We start from the raw sequence: 24091 nt of genomic DNA, 5'->3' as shown, positions 1-24091 counted from the left end.
GCTGGAAGCGGCAATCTAGAGCCCCGCGAATGCTGGCCTCAAGCTAGCAGGCTTTGGAAATGGATGACAACGTACAACGCGTTATGTTTTGTTAAGCGCGGCCTCTGGATCGTGGATGTCGCGTTGTCCGCCCGCACCTTCATCATAAAAAAGGGGGCTGCCCCGAAAAGGCCAGCCCCCTGTTCAACCTGCCCTCAACCTCAGGCCAGGCTCTTGCTCACCACCTCGAACACATCGCTGGACAGCCCGCCCGAGCCGCGGATGCGCTCCAGCTCGGCCTTCATCAGCGCCTGGCGCGCGGCATCGTACTTGCGCCAGCGGGTCAGCGGCGCCAGCTGGCGCGAGGCGATCTGCGGGTTGAAGCCGTTCAGTTCGATCACCAGGTCCGCCAGGAAGCGATAACCCGAGCCATCGGCCGCATGGAAGTTGACCAGGTTCTGCCCGGCGAACGCACCGATCAACGCGCGCACCTTGTTCGGGTTCTTCAGGGTGAACGCCGGGTGCTCCATCAACGCCCGCACTCGCGCCAGGCCGCCCGGCAACGGGCTGCCCGCCTGCACGCTGAACCACTGGTCCATCACCAGCGGGTTGTCCTTGAAGTGCTCGGCAAAACTTTGCAGTGCCCTGGCGCGCTCTTCCTGGAACGGCGAATTGACCAGCACGGCCAGTGCGGTCAGGCGTTCGGTCATGTTGTCGCACGCCTCGAACTGCTCGAGCGTCGCCTCCAGCACCTGCGCCCGGCCCGTGAGCATCAGGTACGACAGCGCGATGTTCTGCAGGCTGCGCCGGGCAAAGTGCTCGGCCTCGGCCACATAGGCGGTTTCGCGCGAGACCGCACGGTTGGCCTGGTAGCGCGCCCACAGCCCGTCGAACAGTTGCTCGGCCAGTTGCTGGCGGGCAAAGTCGCGGGCCGCGTGAATCGCGTCCACATCGGCCACTTCGCTGATTTCGGTGAGGTAGGCCTCACTCGGCAGCGAGAGCATTTCGGCGACCATGGCCTGGTCGAGTGCCTCGTTGGCCAGCACGCTGCCCAGGGCAGTGACCAGGCGCTGATCGAGCACCAGGGCTTCACCGCGCTGATGCTGCGCGATCAGTTCCTGCAAGACCTGAACCGACAGTTGCTGGCCGGCTTCCCAGCGATTGAAGCCATCGCTGTCGTGCTGCATCAGGAACATGAGTTGGTCGCGGTCGTACGGGAAGCTCAGCTTGACCGGCGCACTGAAGCCGCGCAGCAGCGACGGCAACGGCCTGGCGGCCACGTCGACGAAGGTGAAGGTCTGCTCGGCCTCGGTCACCGACAGCACCCGCGTGGTCGCGCCCGCCTGCGTTTCGCCTTGCAGGCGCAGGGCAATGTCGTTGCCCTGGGCATCGAGCAGGCCCAGTTCGACCGGGATCACGAACGGCTGCTTCTCGACCTTGTCCGGGGTTGCCGGGCAGCTCTGGCTGAAGGTCAGGCTGTAGGTCTGGGCAGCGGCGTCGTAAGCCTCGCTGACGTTCAGGCGCGGCGTGCCGGCCTGGCTGTACCAGCGCTTGAACTGGGTCAGGTCGACGCCGTTGGCGTCTTCCATGGCCTTGATGAAGTCGTCGCAGGTCACGGCCTGGCCGTCATGGCGTTCGAAGTACAGGTCGCTGCCCTTGCGAAAGCCTTCGGCACCCAGCAGCGTGTGCACCATGCGCACCACTTCCGAGCCCTTCTCGTACACGGTCAGGGTGTAGAAGTTGGAAATCTCGATGAAGCTGTCCGGGCGCACGGCGTGGGCCATGGGGCCGGCGTCTTCGGCGAACTGGTGGGTACGCAGGTAGGCCACGTCCTCGATGCGCTTGACCGTGCGCGAGTTCATGTCGGCGCTGAACTCGGAATCGCGGAACACCGTGAAGCCTTCCTTGAGCGACAGCTGGAACCAGTCGCGGCAGGTCACGCGGTTGCCCGACCAGTTGTGGAAGTACTCGTGGGCCACCACCGCCTCGACCCGCTGGTGCGCGGCATCGGTGGCGGTCTCGGCACGCGCCAGCACGCAGCTGGAGTTGAAGATGTTGAGGCCCTTGTTCTCCATGGCGCCCATGTTGAAGTCGTTGACCGCCACGATCATGAAGATGTCCAGGTCGTATTCGCGGCCATACACCTCTTCGTCCCAGCGCATGGACTTCTTCAGGCTGACCATGGCGTGCTGGCACTTGTCGATGTTCTCCGGCTCGACATAGATGCGCAGGGTCACGTCGCGCCCCGACTGGCGGGTGAAGGTGTCTTCGACGCACCACAGGTCGCCGGCCACCAGTGCGAACAGGTAGGCCGGTTTCTTGAACGGGTCTTCCCAGGTGGCCCAGTGCCGACCGTCCTGCTGCGGCCCGCTGCCGATGGGGTTGCCGTTGGACAGCAGGACCGGGTAGCGATGCTGCTCGGCGATCACCGTGGTGGTGAAGGTGCTCATCACGTCCGGGCGGTCGAGGTAGTAGGTGATCTTGCGAAAGCCCTCGGCCTCGCACTGGGTGCAGAACATGCCGCCAGACTTGTACAGGCCCTCGAGCGCGGTGTTGGTCTCGGGGTGGATCTTCACGCTGGTGTCCAGGGTGAAGCGCTCGGCAGTGGGCTGCAGGGTCAGGTGGCTGTCGTCGAGCTGGTAGTCGTCAGCGCCCAGCGGCTGGTCGTCCAGCGCCACGCTGAGCAGTTCCAGCTGCTGGCCGTCGAGCACCAGCGCCGGCAGGCCGGCACCGCGCGCCGGGTTGCGGCGCATGACCAACTGCGCGTGGACCAGGCTGTGGTCCTCGAACAGTTCGAAGGTCAGGTGCGTCTCGTCGATCAGGTACTCGGGTGCCTGATAGTCCTTGAGGTAGATCACTTGCGGCTGTTCGGTACGCATGTGGCGGTCCTTTTACTGATGCACGGCCAGCTGGTAGGCCGTGTACTTGCGAATATTGATCACGCCGGTATCGAAAATCAGGTACTGGCCCTTGATCCCCAGCAGGGTGCCTTCGGCGACAGGGTTCTTGTCCAGGTTGAAGCTCACGATCTTGCTCGGGTACGCCTCTACCGGGTAGCGGATTTCAATCGGCTCGACGTCGGTCAGCGGCTGGATCGCCTGCAGGCCGAAGCGGTCCTGCAGGCCCTTGAAACCTTCACTGCAGCTGTCGAACAACTGCTCGCGCACGGCCACCAGGTCGACCGCCTCGGCGTTGCCCTTGAGCAGTGCGCGCCAGTTGGTGCGGTCGGCCACCTGGCTGCGGAACAGGTCCTCGACCAGCCCGGACTGCTGCCGGGTGGCCACCCGCACGATCGGCAGGGCCTGGCTGGCGCCCTGGTCGAGCCAGCGCGTGGGCAGCTGGGTGGCGCGGGTGATGCCGACCTTGATACCCGACGAGTTGGCCAGGTACACCACGTGGTCGGTCATGCAGAACTGCTCGCCCCAGGCCGGGTCACGGCAGGTGCCGTGCTCGTAGTGGCAGCGCTCGGGGCTCATGATGCAGGTGTCGCATTGCGCCAGCCTGGTCATGCACGGGTAGCAGTAACCCTGGCTGAAGCTGGTCTTGGTCTTGCGCCCGCAGTGGGTACAGTGGATCGCGCCCAGGTATTCGAGACGCACGGTCTTGCCCAGCAGGGGGTTGACCGGCACTTCGACGTCGCCCAGGCGAAACGCGTATTGCACGACCGGCTGCTCGAGGCGCGCCGTCATCTTGCTGATGGAACCACGGCCGAGTTCGATCAATGGATCGCGTCCGACTTGAACAGGATGTTGGGCACCGGCGCGGACTTGGAGGCGCATTCCTGCGGGCCCATGTAGCCGGTACGCTGGTCTTCGGGCAGGTTCTGCATCTCCCAGGCGATCACGGCCTGCAACGACAGCTCCTTCTGCTCGGCGGTGAGCTTGCGCCCGTCGGACCATTTGCCGATTTCCACGGCCAGTTTCAGGCTGGCGTAGATCTCCGGGGTGATGTTTTCGATCATTTGCGCAAAAGTGGACATAGCGTCTCCAAAAATCAAGCTGACAGTTTACGCCGGGCCAGTGCCCCGCCCAAGAGCCCGCTGAGGCAGCCGACCAACAGCCCACCCACGTGGGCGGCGTTGGCGATCGCGCCGAAGCCGAGCAGGGTGATCAGCCCGGACAGGCACAGCAGCAGCCATACCAGCATCATCACCAGCACGCCGCGCGGCATGCGATACACCGGGTTCGGCGCCAGCCACTGGTACAGCCAGATGTGCCCGAGCAGGCCGTACAGCACCCCGGACAAGCCGCCGAACAGGCTGGGCCCGCCGAACACGAACTGCGCCACGTTCGACACCAGGCTGAACAGCAGGGTCAGCGACAGCAAGGCCAGGGTGCCCTGACGCAGCTCGATGCGCCGCCCCAGCTCCCAGTACCACAGGCCGTTCATGGCCAGGTGCAGGATGCCGAAGTGCACCAGCATCGGGCTGAACAAGCGCCACCACTGGCCTGCATCGAGGCTGGTCAGCAACGGGGTGAAATACAGGTAGTCGCCCTGCACGCGAAAATCCAGGAAGGTCAGCCAGCTCAAGGTGGCGAAGTTGTCGCCCAGGCCGGTCAGTGCCGCCACCACCACGCACAGCAGCAACACCGCTGCAGTGGCCTTGCTGGCCTTCGCCTGCGCGGCCAGGCTCGGGCGCGGTGGGGCCGGGGGCTGCGCCAGGGGCGGCAGTTGCACATCGGCATTGCCCTCCGGAAAGCGCTGGTACAGCTGGCGAACATCTTCCACCAGGTAGTCGGCGGTCCACAGTACCTGCTCCTCGCCCTCCTCCGAGACCCGGTGCGGCACCTGCAGGTGCTTGAGCAGCTCGACAAAGCCGCTGAGGTCGACGCTCAGGGGCAGGCGCATCACCATTGCCGCACTCATTGACTGGCCTCCGGCCGTTCGACATCCACCCATACGAACTTGTGCGGGTCGATGCGGGTTTCATCATCCAGCCGATAGGCCACCAGCTTCCCGTAGAGCACCGCACTGTAGTCCAGGCACGCCAGGTTGGCGCGGATGGGTGCGGGCCGGCCGCTGCGCCAGTAATGGCCGACGAACAGCAGCGGCTCGTCGTCACCGTAGCGCAGCAGCGCGTTCTTCTGGCTGCGACTGAGCGGCGCATTGGCCACTTCGGCCGGCAGCGCATCGGGCTGGAACACGATATCGCCGTAGGTCTGCGGGTCTTCCTCCCAGAACTTGGTGCGAAAGAATGCGCGGGTCAGGCCGTCGCCGCCGGTCAGGGTGAGGCCGTCGGGCAGGCGCATGTCGGTGCCGCGCAGCAGCCGGTTGCACACGGTGTGGGCAAAGCTGCCGGCCACGGCCGAGGCCTGCACGAAATGCTCGTCGATGCGCCCGTCCGGATGCTGCTGGCGCAGCGGCTCGATCAGGCGCGCGTCCCAGCAGGCATGTACCACGCGAAAGCGTCCGGCATCGATGAACAGCGGCAGCTCGTAGAACCAGCCGAGAAAGTCGTGCCAGTCGTGGGGGTGGTCGGCGAACTGGGTCAGTGTCTCTTCGATCAGCCGCGCATGGCGCGGGTTGTGCTCGCGCACGAACTGCTTGCCGCTGCCCGGCAGCGCCGGCGTGGTCCAGCCCAGTGCGCTGAATTCGTGGTTGCCCATGATGCAGTGGGCCTGACCGGCTTCGACCATGTCGTGCACGATGTGCAGGGCCTCGCGAATGCGCGGGCCGCGGTCGATGATGTCGCCAAGGAAGATCGCCTGACGCTGCGCATGCCGCCACACCCCGCCCTGACGCTTGTACCCCATGGCGTCGAGCAGACGCTCCAGGGTGTGGGCACAGCCGTGGACATCGCCGATCAGGTCGTAACTGCGCGCGGGATCGAGCATCAGTCGCCTCCACCACCCAGACGGCTGCCCCAGCCGAGCTTGGTCCGGCAGACCTCGTAGTAGTTGTGGTCCAGCGGGTGGATCAGGCGCAGCTTCTGCGGCTTCTTGTTCACCGTGATGGTGTCGCCGGGGGCACAGGTGAAATGGTTCTGGCCATCGCACGAGACTTGCGGGTACAGCTGCAGGTCACGCGATACCACGATCTTCAGCTCGCTGTTGCCATCGACCACGATCGGGCGTCCCGACAGCGTGTGCGGGTACATGGGCACGATCACGATGGCGTCGAGCTTGGGGTGCATGATCGGTCCGCCGGCCGACAGCGCGTAGGCGGTCGAGCCGGTCGGTGTGGCGACGATCAGGCCGTCGGCCTTCTGGCTGCACACGAACTGGCCGTCGATGTAGATCTCGAACTCGATCATGCGGTTGGACTTGCCAGGGTGCAGCACCACGTCGTTGAGCGCGTCGCCCTGGCCGATGGCCTCGCCGTGGCGGCGGACTTCGGCCTGCAGCAGGAAGCGGTTTTCCACCAGGTAGTGGCCGTCGAGCACTTCGGCCACCTTGACCTCCAGCTCGTCGGGGCGAATGTCGGTGAGAAACCCCAGGCTGCCGCGGTTGATGCCCAGTACCGGGATGTTGTGGCGCGCCAGTGCGCGGGCGGCGCCGAGCAGGCTGCCGTCGCCGCCGACCACGATGACCATGTCGCACACCTCGCCCAGCAGCTTGCGCGAGGAGGTCTGCAGGCCGTGGCCGGGCAGCACGTCGGCGATGGTGTCCTCGAGGATCACGTGCAGGTGCCGCTCGAGCAGGAATTTTTTCAGTCGGCGAATGGTATCGAGCACCTGCGAACTGCCAAGGCGGCCGATGATACCGATATTGCGAAATTGCTCCATGGGGCTCCTGCGGGGCACTGCGGCGTTGAATGGGCCGGTTGGCCAAAGCGTTGATTATGGGCGAAAGCGCCGGGCAGCGGCAAACGCCGCAGTTTTTTGCACAAGGCGCCGGGGCGGGCGGCTATGCTCGCAGGATGATGCCCTTTACAGACCTTTGCGACCTGCCCAACCGCCTGCGCCAGCCCCCGGTGCGGGACCTGGCGTGGGTAATCCTTGCGCCCCCCATGCTCGCAGTGACGCCCTGGCCGCAGCGCCACCCGTTGGCCGGCAGCGACTGGGTGGCCGCACCGGCGCTGCTGCGCGACTGGCTGCTGGCGCTGGACCACGACAGCCGTGACCTGCAGGCCTGGCTGGCACAGGCCGCCAGCCGGCGCCTGGGGTTGTACTACGAGCGGCTGTGGCAGTTCGCGTTGCGCCATGCTCCTGGGGTGGAGCTGCTGGCGGCCAACCTGCCGATCCGCGACGGCGGGCACACCCTGGGCGAGCTGGACATCCTGCTGCGTGACCGCGACGGGGTGCATCACCTGGAGCTGGCCATCAAGCTGTACCTGGGCCCGCAGCACGGTGACGGGCGCAACCCGGCGCAGTGGCTTGGGCCGGGCTGCCATGACCGGCTGGACCGCAAGCTGGCGCACCTGAACGACCATCAACTGCCGATTTCGGCGCGGGCCGAGGGGCGCGAGGCGCTGGCGGCGCTGCACATAGACAGCTTCACGGCTCAGCTTTGGCTGGGCGGGTATCTGCTGTATCCATGGCCGGGGCCGGCGCAGCCTCCGGCGGGTGCGCACCCACAACACTTGCGCGGGCGCTGGCTGCATCAGCGCGACTGGGCCCGGTTTGCGGCGCAGGCCGACCCCGGGTGCTGGCAGCCGTTGCCGCGCCAGGCATGGCTGGCGCCGGCGCGGTACACGCAGGAACAGGCCTGGGGCACGGAACAGTTCCAGGCCTGGCTGCAAGCGCTGGACCCGATGGCCCCCGCGCAGTTGCTGGTGCGGCTGGTGCCTGGGGATAGCGGGGATTGGGTAGAGGCTCAACGCTTGTTTCTGGTGGCCGATGCCTGGCCGAACCTGGCGGGTTAGCATGCACTGGCTGGACCGCCCCCCACATGAACGTACGCCCCCGTGGGAGCCGGCCTTGCCGGCGAAGGGGCCAGCGCTGACAACATTCTGCTAACCTCGCCCCCCCTCACCCAGCACCCGCACAAGGAACCCACCCGTGCCCGGCAATCTTCTCGCCCTGGCGCTCGCCGTCACCCTGGTCTGGCCCGCAAGTGCCAGCGCAGCGCCTGCCCCAGGTCTGGACCAGGACAACGACCTCGCCCTGCTGAGCGACAGCTTCTGGCGCCAGGCGACGCCCACCGACCTGGACACGTGGCTGGCCCCGCGCAGCCAACCCGGCGAGTATCCACCCGGTGTGGTCACCCGCAATACCACGGCCTTTCACCTCGCACTCGAAAACAACGCCTCGCTGGCCATGCTGCAACACCTGCGTGCCGCGCTACCGGCCATGGTCGGGCTCGGCGACTACCCCGAATCGCTGCTGTCCACGGCCATCAAGCACAACCACCCCACTGCCACCATCGAATGGCTGCTGGCCCAGGGCGCGCCGGTGGAAGCCGGCGACTACCACAACCCACGCCCGCTGCTGCTGGCCATCGCCCAGGGCGCCGATGCCTCGCTGATCGACGCCCTGGTCAAGGCCGGCGCCGACACCTCCTACTTCACGCGCAGCGACAGCAACATGGACGCCTTCGACGCCGCAGTGCTGACCGAGCACAGCGCCACGCGCCGGGCCGTCGCCCGCCATCTGCCACTGCCCGAGGCCGGCAGCGAAACCATGGAAGCGATCCTGGTCGAGCTTTCGCGCCAGGGTCGCGACGGGCCCGACGCCCCGCACGTGAGCTACGACATCCTCAGCGTGCTGCTCGAGCGCGGCATGAGCAGCACCGGCACCTACTGCGACCCGCACAAACCCTACTGCCTGGCCGACGACAGGAGCGACCTGATGGACCTGGCCATCCGTATCGAGGACCCGCAACTGGTCGACTACCTGCTCGGCAAGGGTCTGAAGGCCCGCTAGCACACTTTTTTGCCCCAGCGCAGGTGCAGGGCACGCGCAAGCGATTAGAGTTATCCGCACAGCGCCATCAAGAGCGCGGCCATTGACCTGATTGTCCGATATGAGGAACCACCATGACCCTGACCAATACGCAGGCACGCTACGGCAGCCTGTCGATCGCCCTGCACTGGCTGATGCTGATTCTGCTGGCGGTGGTATACGCCTGCATCGAACTGCGCGGCATCTTCCCCAAGGACAGCGCCGAGCGCGACCTGATGAAAAGCCTGCACTTCATGCTCGGCCTGAGCGTGTTCGTGCTGGTATGGCTGCGCCTGATCCTGAAGGTCACCCACCCCACCCCGCGCATCGAACCCAAGCCGCCGGCCTGGCAGACGGGTCTTGCGCACCTGATGCACTGGGCGCTGTACGCCCTGATGATCGGCCTGCCGCTGGCCGGCTGGGTGATCCTCAGCGCGGCCGGCAAGCCGATCCCGTTCTTCGGCCTGGAGTTGCCCGCCCTGGTAGCACCGGACACCGACCTGGCCAAGTTCGTCAAGGGCTGGCACGAGTGGTTCGGCGCACTGGGCTACTGGCTGATCGGCCTGCACGCACTGGCCGGCCTCTACCATCACTACGTGGTCCGCGATAACACCCTGCTGCGCATGCTGCCGCAAAAAGGTGACTGACTAGGCGAACCCGCGGCGGCCCTGCAAGCCGCCGGTGTGAACGAAGATCAGCCGCGTGCCGGCCACGAACGCGCCAGCCAGCACACGCTCCTGCAGGGCCAACAACGCCTTGCCGGTGTACAGCGGTTCCAGTGGCAGGCCCGATTCGGCCTCGCTGGCCTGGATGAATGCCAGCAAGGCCGGGTCGACCTTGGCAAAGCCGCCCCGGCTGGCGTCGTGCAGGCGGTAAGTGCCCGGCGCCAGCACCTCGACCTCGCCTTCCACCCCGTGCCCCGGCGGCACGGCCAGCGCGCCGTGCACCGGGTGGGCGCCCGCTTCGGCCTGGGCCAGCCCCACCAGCGTGGTACCGCTTCCCACCGCCAGCCACCAGGCGTCGTAATCGGCCCAGCCCACGGCCGCCAGCTGCGCCCGCGCCTGGGTCACGATCTGTGCGCAGCCTTCGGTGCCCAGTGGCCCCGCGCCGCCTTCGGGCACGCAATGCCATGCCGGGTAGAGGGCTTGCCAGGGCTGCCAGAAATCCGCCTGATGCCGCGCCCTGTATCCGGCGTACCCCAGCCAGTGCAGGTGCATGCCCAGTGCTTGCAGGTCGTGCACGGTGGGGTTGCTGTGCGGGTGCCCACGCAACAGCCCGGCCGTGGCAAAGCCGAAGCGCTTGCCGGCCGCCGCCAGGGCATGCAGGTGGTTGGAATAGGCGCCGCCCAGGCTGATCACCCCCGGGGCACCACGGGCATGGGCAAGGCGCAGGTGCCCCTGCAGCTTGAACCATTTGTTGCCGCTGATCAGCGGGTCGATGAGGTCCAGACGCAGCACTGCCACCTCGACCCCGGCGCGCGCCAGCCAGCCTAGGGCCAGCGGTTGCAGGGGTGCCAGTGGCAGGTCATCGAAAGCGGCAGACATCGAACAGGCTCGGCAGAACGGGAGCGCGCAGTCTACCAGCGCACCCCCGCCACCGCTTTACAGCTCGGCCGCCAGGCGTGAACCCTGGTTGATCGCGCGCTTGGCGTCCAGCTCGGCGGCGACGTCCGCGCCGCCGATGAGGTGCACCGACTGCCCGGCGGCCAGCAGGCCATCCTGCAGCTCGCGCAGCGGGTCCTGGCCGGCGCAGATCACCACGTTGTCCACCGCCAGTACCTGCGGCTCGCCTTCGGCGATACGGATATGCAGGCCGGCGTCGTCGATCTTCAGGTAGTCGACGCTGTTGAGCATCTGCACCCGCTTGTTCTTCAGGCCTGTGCGGTGGATCCAGCCGGTGGTCTTGCCCAGCCCGTCGCCAACCTTGGTCTTCTTTCGCTGCAACAGGTACACCTGGCGCGCCGGAGCATGGGGCTGGGCCTGGATGCCCGCCACGCCGCCGCGCGCTTCGAGCCGGGTGTCGATGCCCCACTCCCTCCAGAACGCCTCGCGGTCCTGGCTGGTGGCAACGCCCTGGTGCACCAGGAACTCCGACACATCGAAGCCGATGCCGCCGGCACCGATCACCGCGACCTTCTGCCCCACCGGCTTGCGCGCCAGCAGCACGTCCAGGTAGCTCAGCACCTTGGCGTGATCGATACCGTCGATGGCCGGCAGGCGAGGCGCGATGCCGGTCGCAAGGATGATCTCGTCGTAGCCGCCCTCCACCAGTTGCTCGACATTGACGCGGGTGTTCAGACACAGCTCCACGCCGGTGGTCTGCAGCTTGCGCTTGAAGTAGCGCAGGGTCTCGAAGAACTCCTCCTTGCCCGGCACGCGCTTGGCCACGTTGAACTGCCCGCCGATCTCGCTGGCCGAGTCGAACAGGGTCACCTGGTGGCCACGCTCGGCGGCCACGGTAGCGGCGGCCAGGCCGGCCGGGCCGGCGCCGACCACGGCAATACGCTTGGGCTGGGCCACCGGCAGGTAGTTGAGTTCGGTTTCATGGCAGGCCCGCGGGTTGACCAGGCAACTGGTCAGCTTGCCGCCGAAGGTGTGGTCCAGGCAGGCCTGGTTGCAGCCGATGCAGGTGTTGATCTCGTCGCCGCGCCCGGCGGCGGCCTTGTTGACGAAGTCCGGATCGGCCAGGAACGGGCGTGCCATCGACACCATGTCGGCGTCGCCTTCGGCAAGGATCTGCTCGGCGACTTCCGGGGTGTTGATGCGGTTGGTGGTGATCAGCGGGATCTGCACCGTGCCGCGCAACTTGGCGGTGACCTTGCTGAACGCGGCACGCGGCACCTTGGTGGCGATGGTCGGGATACGCGCCTCGTGCCAACCGATGCCGGTGTTGATCAGCGTGGCGCCGGCCTGCTCGATGGCCTGGGCCAGCTGCACGATCTCCTGCCAGTTGCTGCCGCCTTCCACCAGGTCGAGCATCGACAGGCGGAAGATGATGATGAAGTTCGGGCCGACCGCTTCGCGCACCCGGCGCACGATCTCCACGGCCAGGCGCATGCGGTTCTCGTAGCTGCCCCCCCAGCGGTCGGTGCGATGGTTGGTGTGGGCGGCCAGGAACTGGTTGATGAAGTAGCCTTCGGACCCCATGATCTCGACGCCGTCGTACTCGGCGCTCTGGGCCAGCGTGGCGCAGGTGACGAAGTCCTGGATCTGCTTCTCGATGCCCTCTTCGTCCAGCTCGCGGGGCTTGAACGGGTTGATCGGCGCCTGGATCGCGCTGGGGGCCACCTGCTTGGGGCTGTAGGCGTAGCGCCCGGCGTGGAGGATCTGCATGCAGATCTTGCCGCCGGCCTCGTGCACCGCCTGGGTAACGATACGGTGCTTCTGCGCTTCTTCGGCCGTTGTCAGCTTGGCCGCGCCGGAGTACACCCCGCCCTCTTCGTTGGGCCCGATGCCGCCGGTGACCATCAGGCCGACGCCACCACGAGCGCGCTCGGCAAAGTACGCCGCCATGCGCTCGAAACCGCCGGGTTTCTCCTCCAGGCCGGTGTGCATCGAGCCCATCAGGGTGCGGTTGCGCAGGGTGGTGAAGCCCAGGTCCAGCGGGGCAAGCAGGTGCGGGTATTGAGCGGCGGTCATGGTGAACTCCACAGCGAACTGATCACGGAATGCGGGCGCCTCGCTGCGTGCAGCGGGGCCCGTCGGTTATCTGTGAGGGACAGTAATGCGCCTGGAAGTGAGGCTCAATGACCGAAAGTTACAAGTTAATGACCGTAACTGACAGTGCGTGAGGCGCTGGCCTGTTCACGGATGCAGGCAGCGTTCGGCCAGTTGCCGAGCCTGATCGTGGGTGATGCCGGTGTTTTGCTGCAGGGCGAGCGGGTGATCGCCCGCGTCCACGAACACCAGCGGGCGGTCGCCCAGGGCCTGGGTCTGCAGCGTAGCCTTGAGGTTGAGGGTCGAAACCTCATAGGGGAACTCGCTTTGCACACGTGCCGCATAAGGTGGTTCGCGCTCGCGACCTGGGGTTTCCCACAGTTCGCTGGTGCGGTAGAAATCCGCCTCGCTGACCGTCACCCAGGTCAGCCACACGAACGGCTCGGGTGAGCCGATGATCGGGATTTCCAGGCGCCCGAGCACGAAGTGGTGGGTGTCATCGATGATGCACTGATCGCTGGACAGTGGCGCACGCTGCTCGCGCTCTGCCTCCGGCAGGTCATACCAGGCGGCAGGGGCTGGCGCGCCGAAGGTGGTGGGCAGCTCGTCGTGATACTCGCCACAGGTGGCGCAATGGAAGCCTTGCATGGTGGGTGCTCCTTGAACACTTAAGGCCGGATCAAGCCGCGCGGCGCGCAAACGGCAGCGTCATGTTACAGGCCCAGCAGTGCCTTGAGCGCAGGCATTACCCACTGGGGGTGATCCTCGTGCGGCGAATGCCCGGTAAACGGGATGTTCAGCAGTTGCGCATTCGCCACCCGATCGGCCAGCTCGCAGGCGTTGGCCCGCGTTACCAGGCGGTCTTCATCGCCATGAATCACCAGCAAATCGGCGGTGATGCCGCACACCGTTTCATTCGGGTAGCCCTGCTCGCCTGAATCCAGCCACAGCTCGCGCAACGCCACGGCCAGGCGGTCGAAATCGGGTTCGGGGTTCAACTGCAGGTAGCGCTCGTAGCTGTGCGGGAACAGCTCACGCCAGCGCGCGCCGGTCACGCAGCTGTACATGCCGCGCACGGGATCATCTGCTTTCAGTTGCCAGTGGGCACCGATCGTCACCAGTTTGTCGATGCCAGCACTCCCGGCAGCCGCGATGCGCAGCGCTGCAATGCCGCCATCGCTGTGGCCGACGAGGCTGAAGCGCTCAAGCCCCAACTGCCGGGCAACCGCCTCCACATCCAGTTGCAAGCGCTGGTAGGTCAGCGGCAGGTGCCCCAGGGTCGATTTGCCCTGGCCGCGGCTGTCGATGCCGATCAGGCGATAACGTTCGGCCAGGGCCGGCGTGATGGCATTGAAGGTTTCGATATCGCCAAAGCCACCGTGCAGAAAAACCAGTGCCGGGCCCTGTGGGTTGCCTTGCTGTTCACAATAGAGGCGTGCCCCGGCAACTTCGACGTACTGGCCGTCCTGGTGATTGAATGTCGTCATTTGAGGGTCCCTTGTTTGTGTCGCGGAGGCAATTGTCGGCGGCAGTTTAATGCGTTGCGCCTTCGACGCGGTACCCCCGATGCCCTCATTGCCAGGTATGAAGTCCTTTGCTTAACGCATCGTCCTGTCATTGATCGGAAAGACACAACCCTGGCTTTGGCCCCAATGCGTTAGTATGAGGATGACGATTGCCAGTACCGCACCTCCATAGGCTGATGTCAGCAACATGATTGAAAGCTTTTTATTTTCGAATCTGAAAACCATACCCCACACTTCAAGCATGCCCGAAAAAGTGTTCATATTGATACCCTTTTTCTTGCTGCAGCGATTTGCGTATATCACCGAAACCGTCAAAAACAACCACCCCACAAAAAACAGAAAAATACGGAAGAACTGGATCGTATCGCACATGAATTTCTTCTGACCACGCTGATGGCACAAGACTAAAGATAGAACGCTGACCACAAAGCGAACTGAGCTACATCACCGCATGGCAGTACTGAAATATGGCCCACCCCACCAAACCGCCCATCAACTACAAAACACAGCCTTTCGACCGTCCCCAATAAAACAATAAACACCAAGCAAAATACAAATTTCCTGTAAAAAATCAAGACATCACAGTTGCGACTTAAAACACACTTCTTCGGCGCCAAACACGCACCAGTAAAAACTTGCCGAGCCATACTTCAGCTCTTGTTTCTCCTTTCGCTCACCCTAAATTAACCACTACATCAAGCGCACACCCCTGAGATCGCGCGTAAAACACCAAAGAAGCCAACCCGACTCCTGCGGCCGCTCCGCCGTAAACAGTTGTAAGAACCACCCACGAAAGCATCTTATTTTTAAATGAAAAAACATGCCTATACATCTCAAAAAGCCCTGCAAAGGTATTCATATTTATGCCATTACGCTTGCAGTATGCATTTGCATAAAAAACCGTTAAAAAAACCACCCCAAACAAAAACCAGAAAATTATTTCAATCAATAAAGCCATCCAAAAGCACACAATACGCCCTCAATCTTTCAGTGGAATAATTACAGTGGAAAATAGAGGTGCGCCCCGGCAACTTCGACGTACTGGCCGTCCTGGTGAGTGAATGTCGTCATTTGAGGGTCCCTTGTTTGTGTCGCGGTGGCAATTGTCGGCGGCAGTTTAATGCGTTGCGCCTTCGACTCGGTACCCCTGATGCCCTCATTGCCATGTATGAAGTCCTTTGCTTAACGCATCGCCCTGTCATTGATCGGAAAGACACACCCCTTACTCTGCCCCCAAAGGGTCAGTACGAAAATAGCGACAATCATGAGTGCCCCGCCATAGGTTGCAGTCAGCATGATGAATGACAGCTTTTTATACTCAAACTTGAAAACCATCGCCCACATTTCAAATATGCCAGAAAAAGTTTTCATATTTACGCCTCTCTTTTTGCAAAATTGATTTGCATAAATCACCGCCGCCGCCATTGAAACACCACAAAAAGCAAACAAGGAAATTCTGAAAAACTGAATCGTGTCGCACATAACTCACCTAGAATAATGGGGCTGGTACATCACGACAGACAAAACATTCTCGTTTTTCGCCTTACACTGCGCACAACATGATAGTCATCACGAGCGAAAAGTTTTTGATCACCCTTGACGCTTAGTACAAAAAATAACCAGCAACCAAGCACACAGTGGAACCAAGCCCGTCACAAAAATAGCATGCCGAATTACTTAAATAGGTGTGGGTTAATCCAGACCCGCGAGCAATGCAAGTAAACAGAAAGAAAGATAGGCAATTACTACCATGGCAGCGAGAGCGAGCTTCACACCTAACAAAACGCGCGACTAACTCACCGCGACCTCATAATCAACTAAACAAACTGAATCATAAACCACCAGCCTTCACCAATGGCATGCTCAACCATCATAGAAACTTACCCCAAAAAAACTCTAACGCTTCGTAAGCATCCTCATCGTCATAGGCCTGAACCAGAAACTCAAGCACCTGCGCAACCGCCGCCTGCTTCGCGTCATCCATACATTTTATCTTATAAAGATCATTATCTCTGGCATACATCAGCAGCCTTGATGGCAGTTCCTTGGAAATTACATCACCTTCATCATATTGCTCACATGCGATCAAAAGGTAAGCTGGCAAATAATACCTCATCCCGACGGGGGCCATGAATGACAAACATGCAGATGCATCTCCAACATATTCATCTACCAATATATCTAGCGTAACATCCCACCAATTCCGACCCTTGAAAAAATCCCTGATCTGAAGGGGCTCAGGATAAGAAGACGCTACAATCTGAGAGGCCTCCGGCGGCGCTGTACACTTAAAAGCGAGCTTTATTTGTTCTCTAATTCTGAGCTGCTCCATTTTCATCGAATCTTCTTCTCGCATAGCGCTACACTCTCCCACGCTTTGATTGCTTCATTTCGGTGTTGTTTATCCCCACCAGCGAAACATCGATTATTTACAGCATCACGAGCTAACGCACACTCCAGATTCACCTCACGCAGAATTGAAGCTTGCACAGGATCGGTAACTCCCTTGCAGGTACGACGTCCCCCTTTACAGGCCCTGTCAACTTCGTCCTGCATTTTTCGGTGCTCACCAGGCGTACAATTTCCCGGCGATGGCATACCAATTGATAATGGGCTTACCTTCAAATTTGCATCATCACGTATCTCTCCACTCTGTTTGGCAGAGTCGCCTGAAGTCGTTAGAACTGCACCGACCGCGACACCTCCGGCAACGGCACCCACAATTGCTCCAGCTCCACATCCAAATGGCCCCGCCCAAGATCCAAGTACGCATCCCGCAACAGGGTTTAGTCCGAGAGGATCAACATAACCAAGCGGATTTCCAGACGCGTAATTATAGAAATTAATCCCTCCCCGCAGACCTGAAGGGTCTTTCGATATATAACGATAGGTCTTCGGTTCATAGTAGCGAAAACGGTTGTAGTGCAGCCCAGCCTCACGGTCGTGATACTGCCCCTGAAACCGTAGCGGGTTACTCAGCCCTACCTGCCTTGCCCAAACCGACCGCTCCTCACGCACCTCCCCCCACGCCTTGTACTGCCCCGCCCACGCCATCTCGCCATTATGGTCGGTCAGCTCCATCGGCGTGCCCAGGTGATCGCACTGGTACCACGCAAGCGCGTCAAACGCCTGCGGCTGCATGTGCGTGTGCCACAACGGGTCCAGGTCGAAGTCGTAGTGGCGGCCGCTCCAGTCCGGCTGCTTGTGCAGCCGCACCGGCCCCCTGCGCAGGGCCTGGGCCACCGGCACAAAGCTGCCCGGCTCATACAAGTAATGCACCGTACGGCCCGTATCGCCTTCATCACGCGGCGGGGAGCTTTCCCACGCCAGTGTGTCGCCGTCCCAGCCAAACAGCGTGAAGCCACAGTCCAGCTCACGCTGGCGCTTGGCCCGTTCGAGTTGATTCCAGCCCGTGCCGGCCTGCGGCTTGTTCGAGTAATGCGCAACCGAGTGTTTGTGCAATCGCCGCCCGAGGGCGTCATAGCTGTACTCGACCTTGAGCTTGTCATCGCTGTAGCTCTCCAGCCGGTCGAACAGGTCCCAGGTGAACTGCGCACGCACGCCGTTGTGCAGCCGTTCGGCGAGGTTGCCGCGCACGTCGTAGGTGTAATGGGTGCCGGCGTATTCGCGCAGCAGGTTGTCCATCAACCTGTTGCGTTTGGGGGCCTGGTCCAGCGGGCGGTTGAGCTGCTGCGTCTTCTCGTCCAGCAAGTTACCCGCCGGGTCGAACGCGAATGTCTCCACCCCCAGGCGACTGCTGGCCTGCAACAGGCGACCGACAGGGTCGTACTGGTAGGCCAACTGACCACGCCGGCTGTCGTGAATGTCGGTGAGTTGCCCGGCGCCATCGTACTGGTACTGACGCTTGAGCAACGTGGACTTGCCGTCGTGGCTGCCTAGCAGTTGCTCCTGCAGCCGTCCGGCCGGGTCCCAGGCCTGGGTCTGCATCAGCTTGTTGCCCTGATGGCGCGCCACTTCACGGTGCAGGTCATCGCGCTCGTAGCTGAGCATGTCGTGCTGGTCGAGCTTCATGCCCAGCAGGTGGCCGCTGCCGTAGGTCAGCCAGCTGACCGTATGGCCATCGGGGCGCACGGTTGCGATGCGCTGGTTGAGCACGTCGTACTCGTGCGTCCACACCGCCACCACCGGCTGCTGCAACCCCAGGTAATGCTGATGCTCGCGGGTCAGATTGCCCGCCTCGTCATGGAACCACTGCAACTGGCTTGCCGCGTTGATCGCCTGGATCAGCCTGCCGTTGCCGTCATAGGCAAAGCGCTCGGTCTGGGACTGATCGTCCAGCCTGGCGGTACGCTCGGCCAGCCGACCCATGGGGTCGAAACGCAGGTCGATGCGGCGCTGGCCGACCTGGGTCGAGGCCAGGCGACCGCTGTACGGGTCGTATTGATAACGGGTGGTCAGGCCATCGAAGCCGGTCTCCTGCAACAGGCGACCGACCGGGTCGTACACGAAGCTCGCCTGGCTGGTGTTTTCGTTTTCCAGGCCAATCAGCCGGCCCAGTTTGTCCCAGCGATAGCGCAGGGTGTGCTCGTTGGCGTCGACGCGCTCGGCCAGAAGCCCGGCGTCGGAATAGGTCCAGGTGGTGCAGCGGTCGAGCGCGTCGAGGTACGCCAGCAGACGGCCTTCGGCATCACGCTCGAAGCGCTCTTCGGTGTCGTCTGGATGAATCACCTTGGCCAACTGCCCCGCCTTGTATTCGTACTGCGTCTTGTCGCCCGCCGCATTCGCGGTTTCCACCAGTTGCCCGAATTCGTTGTAGTGCCACTGGCTGGTCTTGCCCGAACAGTCGGTGTATTCGAGCATCTGCCCGGCCTCGTTGTACCCGAGTTTCTTCTCGTTGCCGTGAGCATCCTTGATTGCCTTGACCTGGCCTGTGGCGGTGTAGGCAAACTCGGTCTTGTTGCCCAACGGGTCGACCGTCTCTACCAGATTGCCGCGCTCGTCGTAGTCCCGTCGCCACAGCCCACCTTCAGCATCCCGAACCTTGATCAGCTGATCATCGTCGCTGTACGCGTAATGCACCACGCTATGGTCGGCACGAATGTGTTGCAGCCGGTTGCTTCGCTCGTCGTAGGCAAAACGATCCTGGCTGCCGTCGGCATGAAGGTGGCGAATCAGGTTCTTGCGCTGGTCGCGAAACAGCCACTCCGAGCGCCCATCCGGGTACTCGATACGATAGGTGTAGCCCTGCGCATCGTAATAGTGACGGGTCTGCTGGCCATACGCGTCAGTCACCGTTGTCAGGCGAATGTGTTCATCCCAGGTGAGACGAGTCTCGAAGCTGCCGTCGTCTGCCCATTCGTGCACGGCCCTGGCGCGAGGGCCGCTGCCGTCCCAGCGCAAGTTGAGACCACGACCGGTACGGTCGGTATAGCGCGTGATCAGGTGGTGCTGGTACGCGTACTGCCAGGCAGCGCCATGCTCGTCCTGGGCGGTTACCAGGTCGCCAAGCTGATCGTGGTGATAAGCGCAGAGCTGGCGCAGCGGCTTGCCATCGACCACCTGCCAGAGCCCCTGGATACGGCCATGCCCGTCAAGCACGGTGCCGAGTTGCAGGTGTACCTTGGCGGGGTCATTCTCCTGGTAGGTGTTGATGTCCGAGAGTACCGGGCGCCCCTGATGACGGTGCTCGTAATGCAGCATGGCTCCTGCGCCACTGCGCAGCACGATATGCGTGAGGAGGAAGCGCCCCCCTGCCCGCTCATAGGTTTCCTTGCGCCCCAGCCCGCGCATGAGAATCAGCTGACTGTCGGTGGTGCGTACCAGGGCGTTGTACTCCACCGGGTCATAGTGCGACATACCGATCTTGGGCAGCGGGTAGGCATGGCTGCGGCCATCCACGTCGTGGAACAGCACGCCGTCATCCAGCACATCGATGCACGTGGTGAATTCGGTGATCCAGCGTGCGCCCAGGCTGGCGCTGTCGAGGGCATCGAGGCGCGAATGATAGGTACGCGTCCACACGATCGGAAACGGCCCCGGCAGGCTGAAGTCGGTGTGCTGAAGCGTCTCGCTACCTGAGGCGAAGTTGATGCGGTTGCACGTGCTGGTGGGCGCGCCATTCTTGCACTGGTTGGCCTCCAGGCTCGCCGGGCTCTGCATCTTCTGCGTTTCGACCTTACCGTCGGCAGCCTGGTGCTGGGCCGTGCTGATGGCTGCGGTCTTGACGTTGGCCACCACAACCTGGGGGTTGCGCGTGCGCCATTGCTCTACGCTGCTGGCCAGCTTCATGCGCAGGCCTTCAATGGAGCAAGGGCAGCCGGGATCGGAAAGTTCAAGGATTTCAGCACGCACCTGTGGCGCCAGTTCCCGCAGGCGCGCAATCTGCGCCAGTAGGCCAGCTTTGCCCTCGTCCCCCAGTGCAACGCTGACAGCAGCACTGGTCATGCCTTTGCCGGCCGCCTTGTAGGCATCAAAGGCTGCCCGGAGATAGTTGTCGATGCTCGCCGTCGGGTCGTGGACAAGCCGGCTTCCAGCTGGCGCCGAGACCGGGCTGGCCACACCCACAGCAGTGCCGGCAACCAAAGCACCGAGGCCTGAGGCGATGTCGAGAATGATCTGTTCGCCCAGAATTGCTGCCTGGGCCAACGCCTCCTTGAGATTGCCCTGGGACTGCTCGACGAAGTCATCCAGGCTACCGACGATGTCAGCATTCAAGTGGCCCGCCATCAGCTCTATCAGCGCATCACCCAGCGCCCGCTTGCCCTCCTGGCGCACGATGAACAGCATCGGGCGCAAGGCCATGCGTGCTGCGGTCATGCTCGCAGGGGAAGCCACCAGACCGATCAGGTTGAGCCCGAAGCTCGCGCAATCAAAGGGCTCAGGTACGTTGCTGCGCGCCAGCGCGACAACATCACCCAGCGCGTCGACCAAGGCAATGATATTGCCTGCCATGGGCACACTGCCGGCGACACCGCTGATGCGCTCGAGGGTGGCAAAACTGGCACTGACCTCACGTAGCCAGGCATCGAAGACCACGGCGCCACGACCAACGTCCTCTATCTGGATTTCGCGAAGCGGGGTGATGGCTACCTGCGAGGCGCGGGAGTGGTCGTCGCAAGCGTAGGTATGTTCAGTCATGAGATCAGTTCACCTGGCAGCAAATCGGTAACAGTGTTCAGGCTGTGAGCCTTGAGTTCAGCCAGCTTGGGTACTGGCAACCTTGGCAGGCCGGCCAGGCCCGCCGCACTCAGCGCGGCCGAGGCGGCAGGCAGCGTAGAACCGACGGCACTGGAAGCGCTGACCCGCTGTGCCAGCCCACCCATGCCGCCCTGCATTGCGCCCCGCATCTGCTGCATGCCTTGGAGCGCGCTTTGGCCGGTGTTGAGCAAGTCACTGCCGGCCTTTGCTGCATGCATGCCCTTGCCGGCGAGTTGCTTGGCCTCTTCGATCAGGCTGCCGCCAGGATCAGGCTTGAGCTTGTCGAACATCGCACCGAGCATCGACGGCGTGCCCTCTTCGAGGGCCGACAGGCTCGGCCAGGGCAGGCCCTTGGTAAAACTGCCAAGGCTCCAGGTGTTGACCGTATCGAGACCAAACCTGACCCACGCCGGCCCCGGCGCAACCCCCGACACGGCATTGAACCCCTGGCCATCGAGGCTGCCCTTGAGCACCGTGCCCAGCGCATCGGTCACTTCGTAATCGCCGGCCTGGATGCCCTTGGCATTGGCGTACAGGTTGAACAGCTCCAGGTTGCCCTTGCCCGGTTTGGGCGGCTCGGGAAAGGTCCCGGCCAGGCTCTTGGGCCCCACATGGGCGAAGTTCGCCGCGTGCGCGGTGTACGGCCCGGTGGTCACGTGGGTGATGCCACTGGCGTTGTAGGTGGTGGCACTGCCGCCGCCCTGCACCACCAGTTCGGTCTTGGCTGTCAGCGTGATGCGATCGGCATTGGCAGTGATGTCGAGCTTGGCCAGCAGGTTGATGCTGTTCTTCAGGGCCCGGAAGTCGATATCTCCTGATACGGCAATCAGCCGCCAGCCCATGTTCTGCACGAACAGCCGCATGCCCTGGCTGGCACTGGCCAAGAGGCGCTTGCCGATCGACAGGCTCGTATGCCCGGTGCTGCTCAACGCCAGATGTTCGCCGGTGGCGACATGGGTCGAGCGCGGCGTGGTCAGGGCGATGCCCGCCGGGCTGGCCAGCACCAGGTGCGGTTCGCTGAACTCGGGAAACTCGTTGGCGCTCTGGTTGGTCGGGCCGCTGCCGACAATGCCCTGGTGCTGGGCATGCAGGGCCTTGGCCACCTCGTCCTGATCGCCCGCCTCCTGCGCCTGCACCTCGCGCGCCTGCTGGCCGAAGCCGTCCTGCTGCTCGCTGGCGGTGGCCAGGCGTTCGGCGGTTTCGGGCAGGTCCTTGTGGTGCTTGGCTTCGTGATGCCGGGGCTCGGTGGTCAGCAGCAGGCCCGCCGCCGCACGCACGGCGCCATGCCGGTCGGTGCGCAGTTCGAAACCCTCCCCACGCGGCTGGCCGCCCGAGGGGCGCGGGTGGGTCAGGTAGCCCAGGTTGATCGCACTGGCGCCATGGTCGCTGCGCAACGCGATGCTGATCTCGCTGGTGGTGTCGTCGATGCGCAGCTCGTTGCTGCGGCTGCCCTTGTATTCCTTGCTCTTGACCGTGGCCAGGGTCTTGAAGTCCGGCAACCGGTACGGCGGCAGGTTGGCGCCGTGGTACAGGCAACCGGTGATCAGCGGCTGGTCGGGGTCGCCTTCCAGAAAGGTGATCAGCACCTCCATGCCGATACGCGGCAGCGAGATGGCGCCGAAGCTGCTCTGGCTGGCCCAGTTGGAGGCCACGCGCATCCAGCAGGTGGTCTTGTCGTCCGATTGGCCTTCGCGGTCCCAGAAGAACTGCACCTTGACCCGGCCGTACTCGTCGCAATAGATCTCCTCGCCTTCCGGGCCGGTCACTACCGCACGTTGCGCACCCAGCACTTTGGGCTTGGGATGCCTCAGCGGCGGCCGATACGGCACGTCCCACGGCGTGGCGCAGAAGCGGTTGCGATAGCCCTGGTGAAAGTCGTCCTTGAGGTCGGTGACGTCGCTGCTGATCACCTCTTCGAGCACTTGCGGCTGCTTGCCTTCGTGGATGATTTCGGTGAGCAACCACAGGTCGTTCCAGGCCGGGTTGGCGTGTTCGGTCAGGCTCAGAAAATGCCCGCTGACCAGGCTCGGCTGGTCGCTGCGGCCCTCGGCCAGGCGGTAGTCGCTGCGGTGGCGCTCCAGGGCGCGGGTGGCCAGGTGCTTGCCGCGCGCGCGGTCGCTGAAGCGCGCCGGGTAGTCGTAGTCTTCCAGGTCCGGCGCAGCACCGCTGTCGGCGTCGCTTTCGAGCTGGATGCGCGGTTTGGTGAAGTCGTAGTCGCGCCGCGTGGTGCGGCTGGTGCGCGTGGCCAGGCGCAGGCCGAAGCGCTTGATCACCGGTACGTCGGCCACCAGCCCGGTGTCCTGCTGGTAGGCCACCGGGGCCAGTTTGGGGAATACGGTCTGGTCGTCGCCGAACACCAGCGCATGGCCCTGCGGGCTGTGCTGGAAGTGGTAGTGGATACCCTCCTCCTCGCACAGGCGCTGGATGAAGTGCAGGTCGGACTCGTCGTACTGCACGCAGTACACCCGCTCGGGGTACACCGCGCCGAGCACGAAGCGGTGGTCGCTGGCGAGGATGCCGTGCTCTTCGAGCACCTGGGCGATGATCTGCGGCACCGTCTTGTGCTGGAAGACGCGCTGGTTGATGCGGTGTGCCAGGTACGCCAGCTGCGGGCGCAGCACCAGCCGGTAGCGCGACAGGCGCCGCCCCGCTTCGCCCTGCGCGGCGCTGTAGACCAGCCCGTGAATGCCGCTGCCGCTGGGCGACAGCTGCAGGAAGGCGAGCGTGTGCAGGAGGGATTCGAGGTTCAGCGACGCCCGTTCACTGACCAGTTCCAGTTCGAATTCGAACGGCTGGCTGAGCGCTTCGCGCCCGCTGAACGACAGCACCTGAAAGTCGCTGTCGACCCCGTCCAGGGTCAGGGTGAAATGGGGCTGGTTGGCCGCTGAGAACATCCGATGTTCCTCCCGCTGCAAAAACTGGGGTGACAGGCTGCCCCGGCCGGCCATGCT

General features: G+C 63.4%; 19 protein-coding genes. 3 read left to right on the top strand and 16 right to left on the bottom strand.

What is annotated here, in order from left to right; genetic code table 11:
* Nucleotides 1-200 precede the first annotated feature (200 nt).
* From pepN to V9K84_RS03235, 6 genes are read right to left on the bottom strand one after another with little or no spacing between them, the layout of a single operon-like run.
* Nucleotides 201-2858 carry an aminopeptidase N gene (gene pepN, locus V9K84_RS03260; RefSeq protein WP_088514251.1) on the bottom strand — a complete coding sequence of 886 codons (2658 nt, stop codon included), beginning with the start codon at nucleotides 2856-2858 and terminating at the stop codon, nucleotides 201-203.
* 12 nt (nucleotides 2859-2870) lie between these two features.
* The gene (locus tag V9K84_RS03255; protein ID WP_058541350.1) at nucleotides 2871-3701 is read right to left on the bottom strand and encodes a DUF2797 domain-containing protein; all 831 of its coding nucleotides are present in this window, start codon (nucleotides 3699-3701) and stop codon (nucleotides 2871-2873) included.
* The gene (locus V9K84_RS03250; RefSeq protein ID WP_054916681.1) at nucleotides 3698-3958 is read right to left on the bottom strand and encodes a DUF1315 family protein; all 261 of its coding nucleotides are present in this window, start codon (nucleotides 3956-3958) and stop codon (nucleotides 3698-3700) included. Before V9K84_RS03250 ends, V9K84_RS03255 begins: the two co-directional genes overlap by 4 nt.
* Nucleotides 3959-3972: 14 nt before the next feature.
* Complete coding sequence (locus V9K84_RS03245) at nucleotides 3973-4845, bottom strand: rhomboid family intramembrane serine protease (protein WP_088514252.1); 873 nt, start codon at nucleotides 4843-4845, stop codon at nucleotides 3973-3975.
* Nucleotides 4842-5816, bottom strand: coding sequence for a metallophosphoesterase (locus V9K84_RS03240; RefSeq protein ID WP_173925093.1), 975 nt, complete (start codon nucleotides 5814-5816; stop codon nucleotides 4842-4844). The genes V9K84_RS03245 and V9K84_RS03240 overlap by 4 nt, the downstream gene beginning before the upstream one ends.
* Entirely contained in the window at nucleotides 5813-6703 is an 891-nt protein-coding gene (locus V9K84_RS03235) for an NAD(+) kinase (RefSeq protein ID WP_043864641.1), read from the bottom strand. Before V9K84_RS03235 ends, V9K84_RS03240 begins: the two co-directional genes overlap by 4 nt.
* Before the next feature lie 134 nt (nucleotides 6704-6837).
* On the opposite strand from V9K84_RS03235, the gene V9K84_RS03230 reads away from it, so the two are divergent.
* The 3 genes from V9K84_RS03230 (at nucleotide 6838) to cybB (ending at nucleotide 9447) form a co-directional block, all read left to right on the top strand.
* Nucleotides 6838-7782, top strand: a complete 945-nt coding sequence (locus V9K84_RS03230) for a DUF1853 family protein (protein ID WP_088514260.1) — start codon at nucleotides 6838-6840, stop codon at nucleotides 7780-7782.
* Between the two features lie 136 nt (nucleotides 7783-7918).
* On the top strand, nucleotides 7919-8782 hold the full coding sequence (locus tag V9K84_RS03225; protein WP_088514253.1) for a hypothetical protein: 864 nt from the start codon (nucleotides 7919-7921) through the stop codon (nucleotides 8780-8782).
* A gap of 113 nt (nucleotides 8783-8895) precedes the next feature.
* Nucleotides 8896-9447 (top strand): cytochrome b561, encoded by a 552-nt coding sequence (gene cybB / locus V9K84_RS03220; protein WP_058541353.1) that lies wholly within the window; start codon nucleotides 8896-8898, stop codon nucleotides 9445-9447.
* On the opposite strand, the gene V9K84_RS03215 is transcribed toward cybB, so the two are convergent.
* The 10 genes from V9K84_RS03215 to tssI all read right to left on the bottom strand — a co-directional run bounded on the left by V9K84_RS03215 (nucleotide 9448) and on the right by tssI (nucleotide 24034).
* Nucleotides 9448-10344: a pyridoxal-phosphate dependent enzyme gene (locus tag V9K84_RS03215; protein WP_054916685.1), complete on the bottom strand. Its 897-nt coding sequence runs from the start codon at nucleotides 10342-10344 to the stop codon at nucleotides 9448-9450. It lies immediately after the preceding gene.
* Between the two features lie 57 nt (nucleotides 10345-10401).
* A complete protein-coding gene (locus tag V9K84_RS03210; protein ID WP_088514254.1) occupies nucleotides 10402-12438 on the bottom strand; it encodes an NADPH-dependent 2,4-dienoyl-CoA reductase in 2037 nt (678 codons plus the stop codon).
* Between the two features lie 165 nt (nucleotides 12439-12603).
* The gene (locus tag V9K84_RS03205; RefSeq protein WP_058541355.1) at nucleotides 12604-13104 is read right to left on the bottom strand and encodes a DUF2199 domain-containing protein; all 501 of its coding nucleotides are present in this window, start codon (nucleotides 13102-13104) and stop codon (nucleotides 12604-12606) included.
* 65 nt (nucleotides 13105-13169) lie between these two features.
* A complete protein-coding gene (locus V9K84_RS03200; RefSeq protein WP_088514255.1) occupies nucleotides 13170-13943 on the bottom strand; it encodes an alpha/beta hydrolase in 774 nt (257 codons plus the stop codon).
* Between the two features lie 111 nt (nucleotides 13944-14054).
* On the bottom strand, nucleotides 14055-14354 hold the full coding sequence (locus V9K84_RS03195) for a hypothetical protein (RefSeq protein WP_054916689.1): 300 nt from the start codon (nucleotides 14352-14354) through the stop codon (nucleotides 14055-14057).
* A 301-nt stretch (nucleotides 14355-14655) separates the two neighbouring features.
* Nucleotides 14656-14940, bottom strand: a complete 285-nt coding sequence (locus V9K84_RS03190; protein WP_143516621.1) for a hypothetical protein — start codon at nucleotides 14938-14940, stop codon at nucleotides 14656-14658.
* Between the two features lie 224 nt (nucleotides 14941-15164).
* A complete protein-coding gene (locus V9K84_RS03185) occupies nucleotides 15165-15464 on the bottom strand; it encodes a hypothetical protein (RefSeq protein WP_143516622.1) in 300 nt (99 codons plus the stop codon).
* 388 nt (nucleotides 15465-15852) lie between these two features.
* Nucleotides 15853-16320 (bottom strand): DUF6714 family protein, encoded by a 468-nt coding sequence (locus V9K84_RS03180; RefSeq protein ID WP_088514257.1) that lies wholly within the window; start codon nucleotides 16318-16320, stop codon nucleotides 15853-15855.
* A complete protein-coding gene (locus tag V9K84_RS03175) occupies nucleotides 16317-21080 on the bottom strand; it encodes an RHS repeat-associated core domain-containing protein (RefSeq protein ID WP_338793862.1) in 4764 nt (1587 codons plus the stop codon). The genes V9K84_RS03180 and V9K84_RS03175 overlap by 4 nt, the downstream gene beginning before the upstream one ends.
* A complete protein-coding gene (gene tssI, locus V9K84_RS03170) occupies nucleotides 21077-24034 on the bottom strand; it encodes a type VI secretion system tip protein TssI/VgrG (RefSeq protein ID WP_338793860.1) in 2958 nt (985 codons plus the stop codon). The genes V9K84_RS03175 and tssI overlap by 4 nt, the downstream gene beginning before the upstream one ends.
* Nucleotides 24035-24091: the final 57 nt, after the last annotated feature.

Source organism: Pseudomonas sp. AE27 (assembly GCF_037113495.1).
Lineage (GTDB): Bacteria > Pseudomonadota > Gammaproteobacteria > Pseudomonadales > Pseudomonadaceae > Aquipseudomonas > Aquipseudomonas palmensis.
The sequence above is the reverse complement of the archived record's forward strand: the minus strand, read 5'-3'. Positions and strand labels throughout refer to the sequence as shown.